At 69.4% G+C, this 15,641-nt stretch carries 15 protein-coding genes; 6 read left to right on the forward strand and 9 right to left on the reverse strand.

Translation table 11 applies throughout. The features are described 5' to 3' along the window. The 4 genes from AC5WS7_RS05810 to hpnC are packed head-to-tail and all read right to left on the reverse strand — an operon-like array spanning position 1 to position 4,494. A complete protein-coding gene (locus tag AC5WS7_RS05810; protein ID WP_495953271.1) occupies positions 1-1,017 on the reverse strand; it encodes a polyprenyl synthetase family protein in 1,017 nt (338 codons plus the stop codon). After that, positions 1,014-2,399 (reverse strand): hydroxysqualene dehydroxylase HpnE, encoded by a 1,386-nt coding sequence (gene hpnE / locus AC5WS7_RS05815; RefSeq protein ID WP_495953272.1) that lies wholly within the window; start codon positions 2,397-2,399, stop codon positions 1,014-1,016. The genes AC5WS7_RS05810 and hpnE overlap by 4 nt, the downstream gene beginning before the upstream one ends. Further along, positions 2,396-3,643, reverse strand: a complete 1,248-nt coding sequence (gene hpnD / locus AC5WS7_RS05820; protein WP_495953273.1) for a presqualene diphosphate synthase HpnD — start codon at positions 3,641-3,643, stop codon at positions 2,396-2,398. The genes hpnE and hpnD overlap by 4 nt, the downstream gene beginning before the upstream one ends. Beyond that, the gene (gene hpnC / locus AC5WS7_RS05825; RefSeq protein ID WP_495953274.1) at positions 3,640-4,494 is read right to left on the reverse strand and encodes a squalene synthase HpnC; all 855 of its coding nucleotides are present in this window, start codon (positions 4,492-4,494) and stop codon (positions 3,640-3,642) included. Before hpnC ends, hpnD begins: the two co-directional genes overlap by 4 nt. 103 nt (positions 4,495-4,597) lie before the next feature. Between hpnC and AC5WS7_RS05830 the strand changes: the two genes are divergently transcribed. Then, entirely contained in the window at positions 4,598-5,797 is a 1,200-nt protein-coding gene (locus AC5WS7_RS05830; RefSeq protein ID WP_495953275.1) for a PucR family transcriptional regulator, read from the forward strand. A gap of 24 nt (positions 5,798-5,821) precedes the next feature. Here AC5WS7_RS05830 and AC5WS7_RS05835 read toward each other — a convergent pair whose 3' ends face one another. After that, positions 5,822-6,373, reverse strand: coding sequence for a DinB family protein (locus AC5WS7_RS05835; RefSeq protein WP_495953276.1), 552 nt, complete (start codon positions 6,371-6,373; stop codon positions 5,822-5,824). Positions 6,374-6,468: 95 nt separating this feature from the next. On the opposite strand from AC5WS7_RS05835, the gene AC5WS7_RS05840 reads away from it, so the two are divergent. Continuing rightward, positions 6,469-7,473, forward strand: coding sequence for a helix-turn-helix transcriptional regulator (locus tag AC5WS7_RS05840; RefSeq protein WP_495953277.1), 1,005 nt, complete (start codon positions 6,469-6,471; stop codon positions 7,471-7,473). A 21-nt stretch (positions 7,474-7,494) separates the two neighbouring features. On the opposite strand, the gene AC5WS7_RS05845 is transcribed toward AC5WS7_RS05840, so the two are convergent. Continuing rightward, complete coding sequence (locus AC5WS7_RS05845; RefSeq protein WP_495953278.1) at positions 7,495-8,958, reverse strand: aldehyde dehydrogenase family protein; 1,464 nt, start codon at positions 8,956-8,958, stop codon at positions 7,495-7,497. A gap of 37 nt (positions 8,959-8,995) precedes the next feature. Continuing rightward, on the reverse strand, positions 8,996-10,177 hold the full coding sequence (locus AC5WS7_RS05850) for a 4-hydroxybenzoate 3-monooxygenase (RefSeq protein WP_495953279.1): 1,182 nt from the start codon (positions 10,175-10,177) through the stop codon (positions 8,996-8,998). Positions 10,178-10,426: 249 nt separating this feature from the next. On the opposite strand from AC5WS7_RS05850, the gene AC5WS7_RS05855 reads away from it, so the two are divergent. Beyond that, on the forward strand, positions 10,427-11,347 hold the full coding sequence (locus AC5WS7_RS05855) for a LysR family transcriptional regulator (protein WP_495953280.1): 921 nt from the start codon (positions 10,427-10,429) through the stop codon (positions 11,345-11,347). A 22-nt stretch (positions 11,348-11,369) separates the two neighbouring features. Here the strand turns inward: AC5WS7_RS05855 and AC5WS7_RS05860 are convergent, their stop codons facing one another. Beyond that, complete coding sequence (locus AC5WS7_RS05860) at positions 11,370-12,023, reverse strand: CoA transferase subunit B (RefSeq protein WP_495953752.1); 654 nt, start codon at positions 12,021-12,023, stop codon at positions 11,370-11,372. Further along, a complete protein-coding gene (locus AC5WS7_RS05865) occupies positions 12,023-12,769 on the reverse strand; it encodes a CoA transferase subunit A (RefSeq protein WP_495953281.1) in 747 nt (248 codons plus the stop codon). Before AC5WS7_RS05865 ends, AC5WS7_RS05860 begins: the two co-directional genes overlap by 1 nt. A 153-nt stretch (positions 12,770-12,922) precedes the next feature. On the opposite strand from AC5WS7_RS05865, the gene pcaH reads away from it, so the two are divergent. Genes pcaH through pcaB form a run of 3 tightly spaced genes read left to right on the forward strand, consistent with a single transcriptional unit; the run spans position 12,923 to position 15,640 of the window. Beyond that, positions 12,923-13,642, forward strand: a complete 720-nt coding sequence (gene pcaH, locus AC5WS7_RS05870; protein WP_495953753.1) for a protocatechuate 3,4-dioxygenase subunit beta — start codon at positions 12,923-12,925, stop codon at positions 13,640-13,642. After that, the gene (pcaG, locus tag AC5WS7_RS05875; RefSeq protein ID WP_495953282.1) at positions 13,635-14,261 is read left to right on the forward strand and encodes a protocatechuate 3,4-dioxygenase subunit alpha; all 627 of its coding nucleotides are present in this window, start codon (positions 13,635-13,637) and stop codon (positions 14,259-14,261) included. The genes pcaH and pcaG overlap by 8 nt, the downstream gene beginning before the upstream one ends. Before the next feature lie 11 nt (positions 14,262-14,272). Next, positions 14,273-15,640, forward strand: coding sequence for a 3-carboxy-cis,cis-muconate cycloisomerase (gene pcaB, locus AC5WS7_RS05880; protein ID WP_495953283.1), 1,368 nt, complete (start codon positions 14,273-14,275; stop codon positions 15,638-15,640). The last annotated feature ends 1 nt before the right edge of the window (position 15,641 follow it).

Here is a 15,641-nt window from a genome sequence, read left to right on the forward strand (position 1 = left end):
TCACGCGCTCCGTTCCACGATGTAGTTCGCCAGGCAGATCAGTTCCCGGCGCTGGTCGGTACCGATGTCTGCGGTCTCCAATGCGGCTGTGGCCGAGGTGATCCGCCGCCGCGCCTCGGCCCGCGCCCATCGGCGGGCGCCGCTGGCCTCGACGAGTCCGGCCGCCGCGGCCCCCTCGTCCTGCCCGGGTTCCCCAGGGCGCGCGAGCCATTCGGCCAGCGCGCGCCCCTCCGCCCGCCCGGATTCGACGGCCCAGGTGACCAGCAGTGTCTTCTTGCGGGCGCGCAGATCGGAGAACACCGGTTTGCCGGTCACCTCCGGATCGCCCCAGATGCCCAGCAGATCGTCCACCAACTGGAAGGCGATGCCGATATCGCGGCCGAAGCGCTCGAGCGCGGCCGTCGTGTCCGGGTCGGCGCCTGCCAGCACCCCGCCGATCGCCGCCGCGGCCGCCAGCAGTGCGGCGGTCTTCCCCATCGCCATCTCGGTGCACTCGGCCAGGCTCACGTCGTCGCGACGTTCGAAATCGATGTCGGCGGCTTGGCCGCGGATCAGCTCCTGCGTGGCGGTACCGATGATCCGGGTCGCCGTGATGCTGCGCGGCGTACCGGTGTCCAGCAGCACCGCGTGCGCCAGCGTCAGCATCGCGTCACCGACCAGCAGCGCCATCGCATCGCCCCAGACCGCCCACACCGTCGGGCGGTGCCGCCGGGTGGCATCGCGGTCCATCAGGTCGTCGTGCACGAGCGAGAAGTTGTGCACCAGTTCCACCGCGACCGCGCCGGGTATCGCGCAGCGTTCGTCGCCTCCGGCCGCGCGGGCGGCCAGCAGGGTGAGCCGGGACCGAATCGACTTGCCGCCGTCGGCCGCGCTGGGCCTGCCGTGCTCGTCGCACCAGCCCAGGTGATACGCGGCCATGGGCCGGATGGTGTCGTCGAGCCGGGAGACGGCCTCGTGCAGCGCCGAGCGCACCGCGGCACTGCCGGAATCGGCCGCCGGCACGATCGTGGCCGTCATCGGACCGTCTCCCGAACGCCGGTGCGGCCGTCGGGCGCGCTCGCCGGACGTCCCGCCCCGGTCGCGGCGAAATCGGAAACCAATTGCGCCACAGCCGCTTCCCCGCTTCGGACCGCCCCTTCCATGGTGGCCGGCCAGCCGGTGTCGGTCCAGGCGCCGGCGAGGTACAGCCCGGGGTACGCGGTGGCCGCCGCTGGACGCAGCCGGGCCGTTCCGGGGGCGGGCCGGAAAGTCGCATGCGGTTCGCGGGTGACGAAGAAGTCCCGCACGTGCGCGGTCCGCGTGTCGGGTATCAGCCGGTGCAGGGCGGGCAGGAACGTCTCCCGCAGCTCGGCGGTCGGCCGGTCGACGAATTGGTCGGCGGCCGACACCGAGACCGCGAGATACTGCCCGTCCCGCAGCCCGGCCGCGGCGGTGCGATCGAAGACCCATTGGGCCACGGTGCCGACACCGGCACGGAAGGGCTCCGGCAGCACTGTCCGGTCGTAGACCACGTGGACATTGATGATCGGTGAACTCCCCAGCGCCGCAGCCCAATTCGGCGGTGCGGTCAGGGCGTGCGGCGGTAGCAGAGCAGCCGCGCCGCGGTGCGGTACGGCGAGCACCACCGCGTCGGCGTGACATTCGGCGCCATCGACCGAGACGGTCCAGCGGCCCGTGGCCGGGCGTATCGCGGAAACCTTCGCCCGGAGCCGTACCGGCACACCGGCATTCGACAATGCCGCGTGGGCAGGATCCGCGTGCAGTCGTCGCAGCGGCACCCGCGACCAGCCGATATCGGCGGCATCGGCCTTGGTCAGCAGGCCGATCTGAAATACCGTGGCGGCCAACGCCAGCGAGACATCGTCGGCGCGGGCGTTGAGGGTGGCGATGCCCACCAGATCCCACAGGGTCTCGATGGCGTCGCGGTTCTGCCCGTGTGCGCGCAGCCAATCGCCGAAGCTGGCCGCATCGGTTCGCGGATCGGTGACATCGACCGCCCGCAGCGCCAGCGCGGCCCGCACGAACCGGGCCCGGGCCGCGGTCGACATCCACGGGTATCGCAGCAGCGTCCAGCTCAGATGCAGCGGCGCGGGCAACGGCTGCCGGCGCAGCCGGGCCGTGGCTCCGGGGCCGTGCACGGGAATGTCCAGCCGCGGCTGCAATCGCACCGATTCCTCGACGCCCAACCGGTGCAACAACATCCGGTAGCGCTCGCAGCAGCGCAGAAACACGTGCTGGCCGTTGTCGACGCACAAGCCGCCGCGGTCGAACGAGTAGGTCAGCCCACCGAGCCAGGGGCGGGACTCGAACAGTTGCACGCGATACCCGGCATCCGCGCATCCCAGCGCTGTGGTGATGCCCGCCAGGCCACCTCCGACGACCACCACGCTCGCGGTCATCGGGCGGTCCTCGATGCTCGCGCGCCGGTGGCGGCGGACCCGCCGGGTATGCCCGGTGTCACCGTATCTGGCTGCGGCGCAATCACTTCCGCTCCGCTCGGCGGCTCGACCGCGCTGTTTCCGGGTTCTTCTGTGCCGGCGTGCCGAGCATCCCCGTTGCGGTGCGGCGCAGGGACGTCGGCCGCGTCGGGCGAGCCGGCGCGGGTCTGTTGTGGCGGCGGGACGACCTTCGGCGCCGGCGTACCGATCCGGGGTGGAACGTCGCTCACCCTCGTCACGGTCGCACCGGATTCGGCGGCCGCGAATGATTGCCGGGATGCGTACCTTCCCGGTCGGATGTGGCCCGCCAGCGCCGCGGCCGAGGTGCGCAGCAGCGTGCCCGACGCGACGCGGGATTTCTCCAGCCCGGTCAGCGACAGCCGCCGATCGTAGACCGCGACCGGATTCTCCCTGATCCGGGCGTTGAGGCGCCGGTAGATGCCGGCCATCGCCGTGCAACATGCCGCACTGCGGCTGTCCAACCGCGGTACCAGGCGCCACCCGAGGCAGTACCAGTTCTCCGCACGATCCGCCGCATGGCGGATCAGCGCGGCCAGTCCGCCATCGGGATCGGCCAGGACGCCCGAGGGACAGAGTTCGAGGCGCACACCGAACCGTTCCAGCTCGTCATCGGGGAGGTAGACGCGGCCGTTGAGCAGATCCTCGCGGATGTCGCGCAGAATATTGGTCTGCTGCAGGGCGATTCCCAGCTGGTCGGCATACCGCGCCAGATCCGGATCGTCGCCGGCGCCGAAGATCGACAGGCACAGCCGGCCCACCGTTCCGGCCACGCGGCGGCAGTACTCGGTGAGTTCGGCGAAATCGGCATAGCGGACGCCGTCCACGTCCTGCTGCACGCCGTCGATCATCTCGCCGAAGGCCTCGAGCGGCACCGGGTAACGGCGCGCGGCGTCGGCCACGGCGAGCAGCACCGGATCCGTGCTCGCGGCCGGATCGGCGAGGCCCGCACGCAAGGTCGACAGCGCCTCGCTCTTGTCGCCCGGCGCCAGCTCGCCGTCGCCGATATCGTCGATTCGGCGGGCCAGCGCGTAGAGCGCGCACAATGCCGAGCGCTTGTCCGGCCGCAGCAGCCGGATGCCGTAGTAGAAGTTCTTCGCCTCCGTCCGCGTGATCTGCTCGCACGCGGTGTAGGCGCCGTCGACGGTGAACGCGGCGTCCCGGGGCCACGCAGCCGGCGCGTTCATCGCGACACCGCCTTGGTCCGGCCGAGCTGGCGGGCCATCGATCGCAGAATGTCGGCGCGACGCGGGGTCACCGGTGTGCTCCAGACATCGCAGCCGGCCGCGCGCAGCGCGCGGACCGTCGCATGCCCGCCGGCCACATATCCCGCCACGGCGATCCGGGCCCATCCGGTGAGCTCGCCGACCAGTGTTGCCCCCTCGTCGAGCAGCAGGGCCGACCGATCGACCTGCCGCGCAACCACGGCGCGCCGGCTCAGTCCGGCACGCCCGTCAGCGGCCAGGTCTCGCGGCGGGACGCCCAGATCGGCCAGATCGTCGCGCGGAAGGTAGACCCGCCCGGCCGCATGATCCTCGGCGACGTCCTGGCAGTGCTCGAGCACCTGCAACGCCGAGCACACCCGATCGGACAACGCCTCGGTCAGCGGTGTGGCCTGACCGAATACCCGCAGCACTATCCGGCCGACCGGATCGGCCGACAAGCGGCAATAGTCGAGCAGGTCCTCGAACGTCGCGTACGCGGTGACCCGCTGGTCGATCAGATTCGCCTCGACGAGGTCCTGGAACGGCTCCTGCGACAACCCGCACGCGGTGACGGTGGGTGCGAGCGCGCGCAGCACCGGGTTGTCCGGCTCGGCGCCGGCCCACACCTTGGCCAGGTCGGCCCGCAGGGCGCGCAATTGCGCGAAGCGGTCGCCCGGCACCCGATCGCCGGTATCGTCGATTAGCCTGACAGTTGCGTACACGGCGTGCAGATGTCGCCGCGGCTGGGAGGGCAGCCACCGGAGCACGACCGGGAAGTTCTCACCCGCTTCCCGGGCACGAAACCTGGCGGTCTCGGTTGTCGCTGAGTCCATTCTTCGATGGTGAACTCACATCGGATTCTAATCTTGAACGAATCGAGTGATTTCCAGAAGCCTTTTTTATCATCGGCGGAGCAATCGATCGGGAAGGATGCGAATGAGCAACATTTCCGACGAACTTCCGGTAACACCGGAAGTACTCGAGCAACTCGCGGAGGAACTCGACACTAGGATGCCCGAACTGCTCGGGGAGGTCCGAGATCTACTGGCCGCGGAATGGCCGGAATACGCGGAGTTTCTCGACGAGCACAACCCCGAGATCGCGGACGTCGGTGTCTTGTTCGTGCATCGCCTGCTCGACCTGGCCGAATGGGGGCCGGCCGGGCAGAGTCGCGATGCGGGTGCGGGAAATTCCCGCACCGAAATGGTTTTCGAACAGATCGGTCGGCAGCAGTTCCGGGACGGCGCGGAGTTGTCGGAACTGCTCGGCGCCTATCAGGTGGGCGCCCGCGCCGCCTGGCACAAGGTCTCGGAAACCGTGTTGAAGCTCGATCTGGGACCACAGGCGATCGCCGCGCTCGCCGAGGCCGTTTTCGCGTTCGTGGACGAGTTCTCCAATGCTTCCGCCCGCGGATATGTGCTCGAACAGTCCGCCTCCAGCGCCGCCCGGGAACGCCGTCGCGAGGAATTGGCGCACATGTTGCTGTCGGGCCGGGCGAACGCCGTCGCGATCCGGGCGGCGGCCCAGCAGGCCGGGTGGCGCCTTCCCGCCGAAGTCAGTGTCGTCGTCGCCGATATCGACGATGCGGACGCGTGCGATGTGATCGATCATCTCGGCATCAATTCGCTGCCGATCCGGCGGCCCGAATTCGTCGGGGCGATCGTGCCGGACCCCACCGCGGACGCCCAGGCGAGCCGGCTCGCGGCGGCCTTCGGCGGGCGCGGTGTGGTCATCGGTCATCCGATGTCGCCCGATCTGCTGCCCGCGAGCCTGCGCATCGCCCGAACCGCGCTGCGGCTGCAGCGAGCCGGACTGCTCGCCGGCCGCCCCATTCTGATCAGTGAGCAGTTCGACACCCTCATCGCCAATGGTGACGAGTGGCTGCTTTCGCTGCTTCGCGACCAGGTTCTGCAACCGCTGCGGGACGTGCCCGATCGAAAGCGCGAGCGCCTCAACGAAACCCTGCGCAGCTGGATCTGGAATATGGGCAACCGGCAGGCGATGGCACAGGAGCTGAATATTCATCCGCAGACCGTGCGCTACCGCCTGGACCGGCTGCGCGAATTGTTCGGCGACCGCCTCGATTCGCCCCGGGAACGCGCGCGCCTGTTTCTCGCGCTGGCCTGGGACAAATAGTCTCGGGGCCGGGACGACGCCGCGTCAGCCCATCGTCTTGGAACCGTCGATTGCCTCGCGGATGATGTCGGCGTGGCCGGAGTGCTGGGCGGTCTCGGCGATGATGTGCAGCAGCACCTGCCGGACGGACCAGTGGGTGTCCTGGAACCACGGCGCTGTGGGCAGTTCGATGGAAAGGTCGAGATCCGTTGCGCTGGTGACGATTTCGTCGGTACGCGCGGCAACCTCGGCGTAGTCGGCGAGAATTCCGGCCAGGGTGTCACCGGGCAGCATGCGGAATTCGTCGGCGCGGCGGGCGAAATCCTCCTCGGTCATATCGTCGAAGTCCTTCATCGCCGGGCTGTCCTCCAGGATGAAATTCGCCCAGCCCCGTTCCACCGAGGTGACGTGCTTGATCAAGCCGCCCAGGCACAGCTCGCTCGGGGTCGGGCGCAGCGCGAGCTGCTGGTCCGACAGGTCGCGAACAGTGAAACGCAGGAAGTGCCGGACCTTGGCGAGCTGGGCGAGCAGGGCGGCGCGTTCGCCGGTGCGGACGCTGCCGGTCTTCGCGGTGTCGAGGGTGGAGATGTCGGCCATGGTGTTCGCCTTTCGTGAGTGTTCCTTCGGTTCGTGGACCACGCTATGGCCCATAGCGGTCACTTTCTGTCCTGAATGAAACCCATAATCGAGATATGGCGAATACGAGCACGCGGACGCTCCGCCTGCTGTCCCTGTTGCAGACGCACAAGTACTGGCCCGGCCTCGAGCTGGCCGAACGGCTGGGGGTGTCGGCGCGAACCCTGCGCCGTGACGTGGATCGGCTGCGGGCGCTGGGATATCCGGTGCAGGCGCGCCGTGGCGTCGAGGGCGGCTACCAGCTGGCCGCGGGCGCCGCGCTGCCGCCGTTGATGGTCGACGACGAGGAGGCGGTCGCGCTGGTGGTCGGCCTGCAGGCCGCCACCGGGACGACCGCGCCCGGCGTCGCGGAGGCGTCGGTGCGTGCGCTGGCCAAGCTGGTGCAGGTGATGCCGCCGCGGCTGCGCCGCCGGGTGGACGCCATCCGGGCGATGACGATCGCGGGCGGCTGGAACGGTGAGCCCGGCCCCGCCGTCGATACCGGTGTGCTCACCACGATCGCCCTGGCCTGTCGTGACAGCGAGCGGCTGCGTTTCGCCTATACCGCCGCCGACGCTCGCCGCACCGAGCGATACGTCGAACCGCATCGGCTGGTCTCGCTGGGCCGGCGCTGGTACTTCGTGGCCTACGATCTGACCCGGCACGACTGGCGCAGTTTCCGGGTGGACCGGGTCACCGACCCGGTCGGCGACCGTTCCCGTTTCCTTCCCCGCGACCTTCCGGCCGCCGATGCCGCGGAGTTCGTCCGGTCCGGGATGGACAACCTGCCCAACCTGTACCGGGTCGAGGTGCTCGTCGATGCCTCCGCCGACACGATTCGCGAGCGGATCGGCCGCTGGTGCACCGTCGAGGAACTCGACTCCGGGCGCTGCCGGGTACGGATCACCGCGGATTCACTGGACTGGCCCACCATGGCCCTGGGTGTGGTGGACGCCGACTTCCGAATCCTGCACCCGCCGGAACTGGTTGCGCGGGTGCGGAATTGGACCGCCAGGTTCACGGCCGCGATCGAGGATGGCGGCCCGGAGTACCCGGATCGCGCCGGCCCGGCCGGACCATGAACGCGACGTGCGGGGACCGCTTCAGAACGGATACCGCGCGATTTCGGATTGCATTGTCACCCATTGGGTTTCGGTGAAGGTATCGAGGTTCGCGGTCGGTCCGCCGAAACGTCCGCCGACCCCGGAGGCCTTGATTCCGCCGAACGGGATGACCGCCTCGTCGTCGACGGTCTGATCGTTGATGTGCACCGCGCCGCAGTGGATGCGGTCGGCGAGTTCGTAGGCCTTGAACGCGTCGCCGGTGAGGATGCCGACCGACAGACCGTATTCGGAGGCGTTGACGATATCGATGGCCTCCTCGATCGTGTCGTAGACGAGCACGGGTGCGACCGGGCCGAAAATCTCCTGCGACCAGGCCGGATTGTCGGCGCCGAGGTCGGTCAGCACGGTCGGCCGGTAGTACAGATCGGTGTATTCGCCGCCGGCGGCTAGCGTCGCGCCCGCCTCGATGGCCGCGGTGACCAGGCCGTGCACGCGGTCGCGCTGATTCGTGTCGATGATCGGCCCCAGCGCGTTGCCCCGGTCGGCCGGATCGCCGACCGGAATGGTGCGGGCCTTCTCGGCGAGGGCGGCGATATAGTGCCCGGCGATCGAACGGTGCACCAGGTGGCGGCCGGTGGTCATGCAGATCTGGCCCTGATGCAGGAACGATCCCCACGCGCCGGCCGCCGCGGCGGCATCGATGTCGGCGTCCGGAAGCACCAGCAGCGCGTTGTTCCCGCCGAGTTCCAGGTGCACCTTCTTCAACAGCGGGCCCGCCGCGGCGGCGATCTTGCGCCCGGCCGCGGTCGAACCCGTGAAGGACAGGCACGGAATATCGGGATGGGACACCATCGCCGCGCCCAGGTCGCCGCCGCCGGGCAGGACGTGCAGCAGACCCGCGGGCAGACCGGCCTCGCTCAGCAATTCGGCCAGTGCGAGACCGCCGGAAACGCAGGTGCGCGGATCGGGTTTGAGGATCACCGCGTTGCCGAGCGCGAGCGCGGGCGCCACCGAGCGCATGGACAGAATGCTCGGGAAGTTGAACGGCGAGATCACCCCCACCACACCGACCGGCACCCGGCGAGCCACCGACAAGCGCGGTCTGCTCGACCGCAGCATCTCGCCGTACGGGTGCGAGGCCAGCGCGGCGCACTCGCGGAACTCGCCGACCACCAGGCCAACCTCGAACGCGGCCTTGCCCCGGCCGGATCCGGCCTCGGCGACCAGCCAGGAGGTCAGGCGCTCCGGATTCTCGCTCAGCAACTGCGCGGCGCGCAGCAGCACGGTCTGCCGTTCGTCGTAAGGTCTTGCGGCCCAGTCGCTTTGCGCCTCGAGTGCACCTCGGACGGCGCGGTCGAGGTCTTCGGGTCCGGCCGCGCCGACGGTGTCGAGGATCGCACCCGTCGCGGGCGAGGTCACCGGCAGCGTGTCGGACACCGTGCGGAAGGAGCCGTCGAACAGTGCGCCGTGCCAGGCGGTGCCGGCCGGTTCGGTGGTGGTCATGCAGAACTCCTGATGTAGCGGGTGACGCTCGGGAATGCTAGGCAGCCGACTGCCAGCCCGTGTACGCCTCGGCCAAATACGCTGCGCCGTGGCGGGATCCGGTCAGCATCGCCAATTCGCCGCGCTGGCGCTCGGTGTCGAACGAGGATGCGCCCTGGACCGAATGCAGCATCGTGGTCATCCAGTAGGAGAAATGCTGGGCCTTCCAGATTCGGTCGAGGGCCCGCTCGGTGTAGCGGTCGAGCGCTCGCTCGTCGGCGGTGGTCAGGAAATCGGTGATGGCCTCGTGCAGCACGCGCACATCGGCCACGGCGAGATTGAGTCCCTTGGCGCCGGTGGGTGGGACGGTGTGCGCGGCGTCGCCGGCGAGCAGCAACCGGCCGTGCCGCATCGGCGCGGTGACGTAGGACCGGAACGGCAGCACCATCTTCGTGGTGATCGGCCCCTCGACGATTTCGAAGCCGTTGCCGTTGACTCGGCGGCGCATCTCGGCCCAGATTCGCATCTCGTCCCAGTCGTCGGGACGTTCGTCGGGCGAGCACTGGAAGTACATCCGCTGCATGGTCGTGGTGCGCTGGCTGACCAGGGCGAAACCGTGTTCGGAGTGGGTGTAGATCAGTTCCGGATGCGAGGGCGGCGCGGCGGCGAGGAAACCGAACCAGGCGAAGGGATATTCGCGGAACCATTCGGTCCGGGTACCCGCGGGGAAGGCCTTGCGGCAGATCGACCGGGAACCGTCGGCGCCGATCAGCAGATCCGCCTCGATCCGGGCCGGGCGGCCGTCGGCGCCGGTGAACGTGACGATCGGGCGTTCGGCCGAGATGTCGACGGCGGTGTCGCCGACGCCGTAGCGGACGTCGCCTCCGTCGGCTTCGCGGCGGGCGGCCAGGTCGGCGAAGACATCGTTCTGCGGGTACAGCCAGACCGATTCACCGACCAGTTCCTTGAAGTCGATGCGGTGATTGTCGCCGTCGAATCGGAGTACCACACCGTCGTGGCGGTCGCCGTCGGTGATCACCCGGTCGGACACGCCGCTGTCCACCAGGGTGCGTACCGATCCGGCTTCGAGGATGCCCGCGCGGATCGTGGCGGCGATCTCGTGCCTGCTGCGGAGATCAACCACCACCGAGTCGATCCCCGATCGGAAAAGCAAGTGGGACAGGAGAAGTCCGGCCGGGCCGGCGCCGACGACGGCGACCTGGGTGCGGGTGATCGACATGTGCGTGTACTCCTCGAAAGTCGGGACCGCCTGGCTCTTCGCACCGGATCCGGTGCGGCGCGGCATGACCGGCCGGCGATCCGATCGCGGCCATCGCCGCGAAAGTAGAAGTCCGCGAATACTTCTCGGCGGAACTTCAGTTGTGTCTCCGGGGTCACAATCGCCCCGCGGAGGTGCTGGTACTCACACTAAAGTCGGGTACGTCAGAAATCCAATAGATGTTTTTCCGAAGTGATATAGAGGAGATCTATGGCGGCCGACTTCGACCTCAACCTGGTGCGCACCTTCGTCCTGCTCTACGAGACGCGCAGCGTGACGGCCGCGGCCGACCTCCTCGGCGTCACACAGCCGACCGTCAGTTACGGTCTCGGCAAATTGCGCCGGCGCCTCGGCGACGAACTCTTCGTCCGCGGGTCCGGCGGGCTGATCGCCACATCGGAGGCCGAGCGCCTGTATCCACCGCTGCGCGCGGCGTTGGCGGAACTCACCGAAACACTCGGCGCCACAGCCGAATTCGACCAGACCCGGCCGACCCGGTTCACTCTCGGGCTTTCGGATCTCGGCGAGGTCACGGTACTTCCGCTGGTGCTGGCCGAGCTCGCGACCCGGGCGCCATCGGCGGGGTTGCGCGTGCGCGCGTTCGATCTCGAGACCGCGACCGACCAGCTGACCCGCGGCGAGCTGGACGCCGTGGTGGCCAGTCCCGTGCTCGATTCGCCGCGCCTGCGGCGCACGCCACTGTTCACCGAGGGGTACGTCGGAATGATCGCGGCCGGCCATCCCCGGCTGCGCGCTGCCGCTCCGACCTCGGCGGACCTCGAGCGGGAGCGGCACGTGGTGGTGGACGGCAGCGCCGGGCATCCCGGCCCGCGCAAAGCCCTGGTCGAGCAGCGGCTGGAGGACCGCATCGCGGTCCGGGTGACCCGGTTCGCGACCCTGCCGTACGTGGTGCGGGACAGTGACCTGGTCGCGATCGTGCCCGAGCGGGTCGCGCGGGCACTGGCCCCGACCCATGTCGTGCGGATCTTCCCGTTGCCCTGGCCGATCGAGCCGGTGGAAGTCGCCGCCTATACGCGCCACGCGCCCGAGGGCGGCGCCGCGCAGCGCTGGTTCCTCGACGTGATCCGGCGAGCGACGGCGAAAATGCCGGTCATCCAGCGGGACCGGTAACCTCGGCCACCGCGCCCGGCATTCAGCTCGCCGACTCCACCAACTCGGCCGCCGGCTCGAGCGGGGCGCCGGTGGCCGCGCGGACGTCGGCCACGGTCACCCCGGGCGCGGTCTCAACGAGCACCAGTCCGCTCTCGGTGACGTCCAGGACCGCCATATCGGTGATGATCCGGTCCACGCAGCCGGTTCCGGTCAGTGGCAGGGTGCACTGCTCGACGATCTTCGGCTCCCCGGCACGGGAACGGTGCTCCATCATGACGATCACCCGGCGCGCGCCGTGCACCAGGTCCATGGCTCCGCCCATTCCCTTGACCATCTTGCCGGGAATCATCCAGTTGGCCAGGTCGCCGTGGGCGCTGACCTGCATCGCGCCCAGAACGGCCACGTCGACCTGACCGCCGCGGATCATGCCGAACGACTGGGCGGAGTCGAAGTAGCAGGCGCCGGGCAATACGGTGATGGTTTCCTTGCCGGCATTGATCAGTTCGGGGTCGAGTTCCGCCTCGGTGGGATACGGGCCCACGCCCAGGACCCCGTTCTCCGAGTGCAGGACGACGGTGATGTCGTCGGGCAGGTAGTTCGGGACCAGCGTCGGCATGCCGATGCCCAGATTGACGTACTGGCCGTCCTGGAGTTCTGCCGCGACCCGGGCCGCCATCTGTTCGCGGGTCAACATCACGCGCGTACCGTCCTGTTCTCGATTCCCACCTGCACCTTGCCCACGTGCACCACCCGCTGAACCTGGATGCCGGGGGTGTGCACCTGGTCGGGGTCGAGTTCGCCGGGCTCCACCAGATGCTCGACCTGAGCGATGGTGATGCGGCCGGCCGCGGCCGCGGGCGGGTTGAAGTTGCGGGCGCTGGCCCGATAGACGAGATTGCCGTGCCGGTCGCCCTTCCAGGCGTGGACCAGCGCGTAGTCGGTGACGATGCCGCGCTCGAGCACATAGGTCACGCCGTCGAATTCCCGGGTCTCCTTCGGCGGGCTCGCCACCGCGACGCCCCCGGCGCCGTCGTAACGCAGCGGCAGGCCGCCCTCGGCCACCTGTGTTCCGACCCCGGCCGGCGTGAAGAACGCGGGAATGCCGGCCCCTCCGGCGCGCATCCGTTCGGCGAGCGTGCCCTGCGGGGTCAGCTCCACCTCGAGTTCGCCGGACAGGTACTGGCGGGCGAACTCCTCGTTGGCGCCGACATAGGAGCTGATGGTCCGGCGGATCCGGTGCGCCGCGAGCAGGACACCGAGGCCGAAACCGGCGGTGCCGCAGTTGTTGCTCACCACTTCCAGCTCGCGGGCGCCCTGCGCGAGCAGCGCGTTGATCAGCGCTTCGGGGACGCCGACCAAACCGAATCCACCGACGGCCAGTGACGCGCCGTCCGGGATATCGGCGACCGCTTCGGCGATTGTGCCAATGACTTTATCCATCACGCCGTCCACTGTAGCGTGTTGCGTGCGTAATATGAACCAACGTTCGTATGGCGAACATCTCTGGATCGCGTGGTTGTCTCGAGATGCTGCTCGTCCTATGCTGTTCGCATTCCGCATCGTTGTCCACATACCGAACATGAGGTCGTGCGCATGCTTCACCTGCCTCCCCGCTATCGCGGTACCGAGAAGAGCGAGGATGTTCCGCTCGATTTCGCCGACTACCGCACCTCCACGCTGCGTCACCCGAAACAGCCGCTGGTCTTCCTGCCGCAGCGACTCGGTGAACTCACCGGCCCGGTCCTCGGCGAGGGCCGGGTCAGCGCGGCGGACGCGGACCTGACCATGGCCCGGGGCGGCGAGGCGATCGGGCAGCGGATAGTGGTGCACGGCCGGGTCCTGGACAGCGACGGCAAACCCGTGCCGAACACCCTGGTGGAGGTCTGGCAGGCCAACGCGGGCGGTCGCTACCGGCACGAGGCCGATCAGTGGCCGGCGCCGCTGGATCCGCACTTCGACGGGGTCGGTCGCGTGCTCACCGACAACGACGGGCGCTACAAGTTCACCACGATCAAGCCGGGCGCCTACCCGTGGCGCAACCACCACAACGCCTGGCGTCCGGCGCATATCCATTTCTCGCTGTTCGGGCGCGCCTTCACCCAGCGTCTGGTGACACAGATGTACTTTCCGGGCGATCCGATGTTCTTCCAGGACCCGATCTACAACTCCGTTCCCGAGGCCGCCCGCCACCGCATGGTCAGCGTGTTCGACTACGAAGCGACCACCGACAACTGGGCGCTCGGCTTCCGTTTCGACATTGTGCTGCGGGGTCGCGAGGCGACGCCGTTCGAGGAGGACGACCACGATGAGTGACACCGAGTTCGCTCCCCGCTATCCGGTGCGATCGGGCGACTTCACCACGGTCGACTTCGGTCCGACCCCGTCGCAGACCGTCGGGCCGTTCCTGCACATCGGACTGCCGTGGCCCGATGGGCCCGATGTCGTTCCGCCCGGCACCGCCGGGGCGATCACCGTCACTGTGACGGTTACCGATGGCGCCCGCGTCCCGGTCGCCGACGCACTGGTGGAGGTCTGGCAGGCCAACCGCGACGGCGTGTTCGAGCATCCCGACGACCCGCGGCCGCAGACCGACCCCACCTTCCGCGGCTTCGGGCGTTGCGACGCCGATGCCACCGGCACAGCGTCGTTCACCACCGTCAAACCCGGTGCGAACCCCTGCGATGACGGCCCGGACGAGGCGCCGCACCTGAATCTGTCGATCTTCGCGCGCGGCCTGCTCGACCGGCTCGTCACCCGGCTCTATTTCCCGGACGAGCCCGCCGCCAACGCCGTGGATCCGGTGCTGTCCGCACTGCCGCAAGCCCGGCGGAATCGGCTGATCGCCACCGCCACCGACGCCGGCTATCACCTCGACATCGTGATCCAGGATGCCGATCCCGAGGGTGCGGAAACCCCGTTCTTCTACTTCTAGGAGAGTTCGACATGCCGCGTGGCGAGCTGTTCGACCCGCTGTTCGGTGCGGCCGAACTCGGTGCCGTGTTGTCCGACCGGGCCTGGATCACCGCACTGGTGGAGGTGGAATGCGCGCTGGCACGTGCCCAGGTGCGGGTCGGGGTGCTGGAACGGGAACACGCCGACGCGATCGGCGCGGCCGGGGAGGTGGTGGCCGCGATGCTCGATCCGGCCCGGCTGGGTGCGGCGGCCATCGCGGGCGGCAACCCGGTGATCCCGCTCGTGACCGAACTGCGTCGCGCCGCGTCGAGCCACGGAGTACCGGCCGCCGCGGTCCACAAGGGCGCCACGAGTCAGGACATCGTCGATAACGCCCTGCTACTGCTCGCCCAGCGCGCGGGACAACTGGTGATCGCCGATCTGCGCACCGCCGCCGACGCCGCGGCGGGCCTGGCCCGCAGCCATCGCGGCACTCCGATGGCCGCCCGCACACTGGGCCAGCAGGCGCTGCCCACCACCTTCGGGGCCCTTGCCGCGGGCTGGTGCGCGGCCCTGGACCGGGCCACCCTCGCGCTCACCGCGGTACTCGCCGACCTTCCGGTCCAATTCGGCGGCGCCGCAGGCACTCTCGCCGCACTGTATCCCTGCGGGCTGGATATCGCCGACGCGCTGGCGGCCGAACTCGGATTGGCCGCACAGCGCGTGCCCTGGCACACCGACCGCACCCCGGTCGCCGAACTTGCCGCCACCCTCGGCATAGCCGCCGGAGCGATCGGAAAGATCGCGACCGATATCGTCGCACTGTCCGCGACCGAGGTCGGGGAGGTCGGCGAGAACGCTCCCGGCGGCTCCTCGGCCATGCCGCACAAGCGCAATCCGATCGCGGCGATCACCGCGCGCGCGGCCGCGCGCCGGGTTCCGGGGCTGGTGGCGGACGCGCTCGCCGCGATGGACCATGAATTCCAGCGGGCGGCCGGGGCCTGGCATGCCGAATGGGAAACCGTCACCGAACTGCTGCGACTGACCGGCGGCGCGGCGCACCGGCTGGCAGAGAGTCTCAGCGGACTGCACGTGCACCCCGGCGCGATGGCGCGCAACCTGCGGATCACGCACGGACTTCTCCTGGCCGAGCGGGTGACCGCGGCGCTGTCGGAGCACACCGATTGCGCCCGCGAGATCGTCACCGCCGCGGCCACCGCCGAGCCGCCCGCCCTCGACACCGACCCAGCTGTCACCGCACATCTGGCGCCCGAGCGGATACGCGAACTCCTCGATCCCGCAACCTATCTGGGCCACGCGGAGGATATCGTCGACCGAGTCCTGGCCGGCCGCGGCGAAACATCACCGGCCGAAGCCACCGGTGCGCGGAGTCCTCGAAACCCGAACGGAGCCAACTGAT

Source organism: Nocardia sp. PLKS1-43 (genome assembly GCF_059510335.1).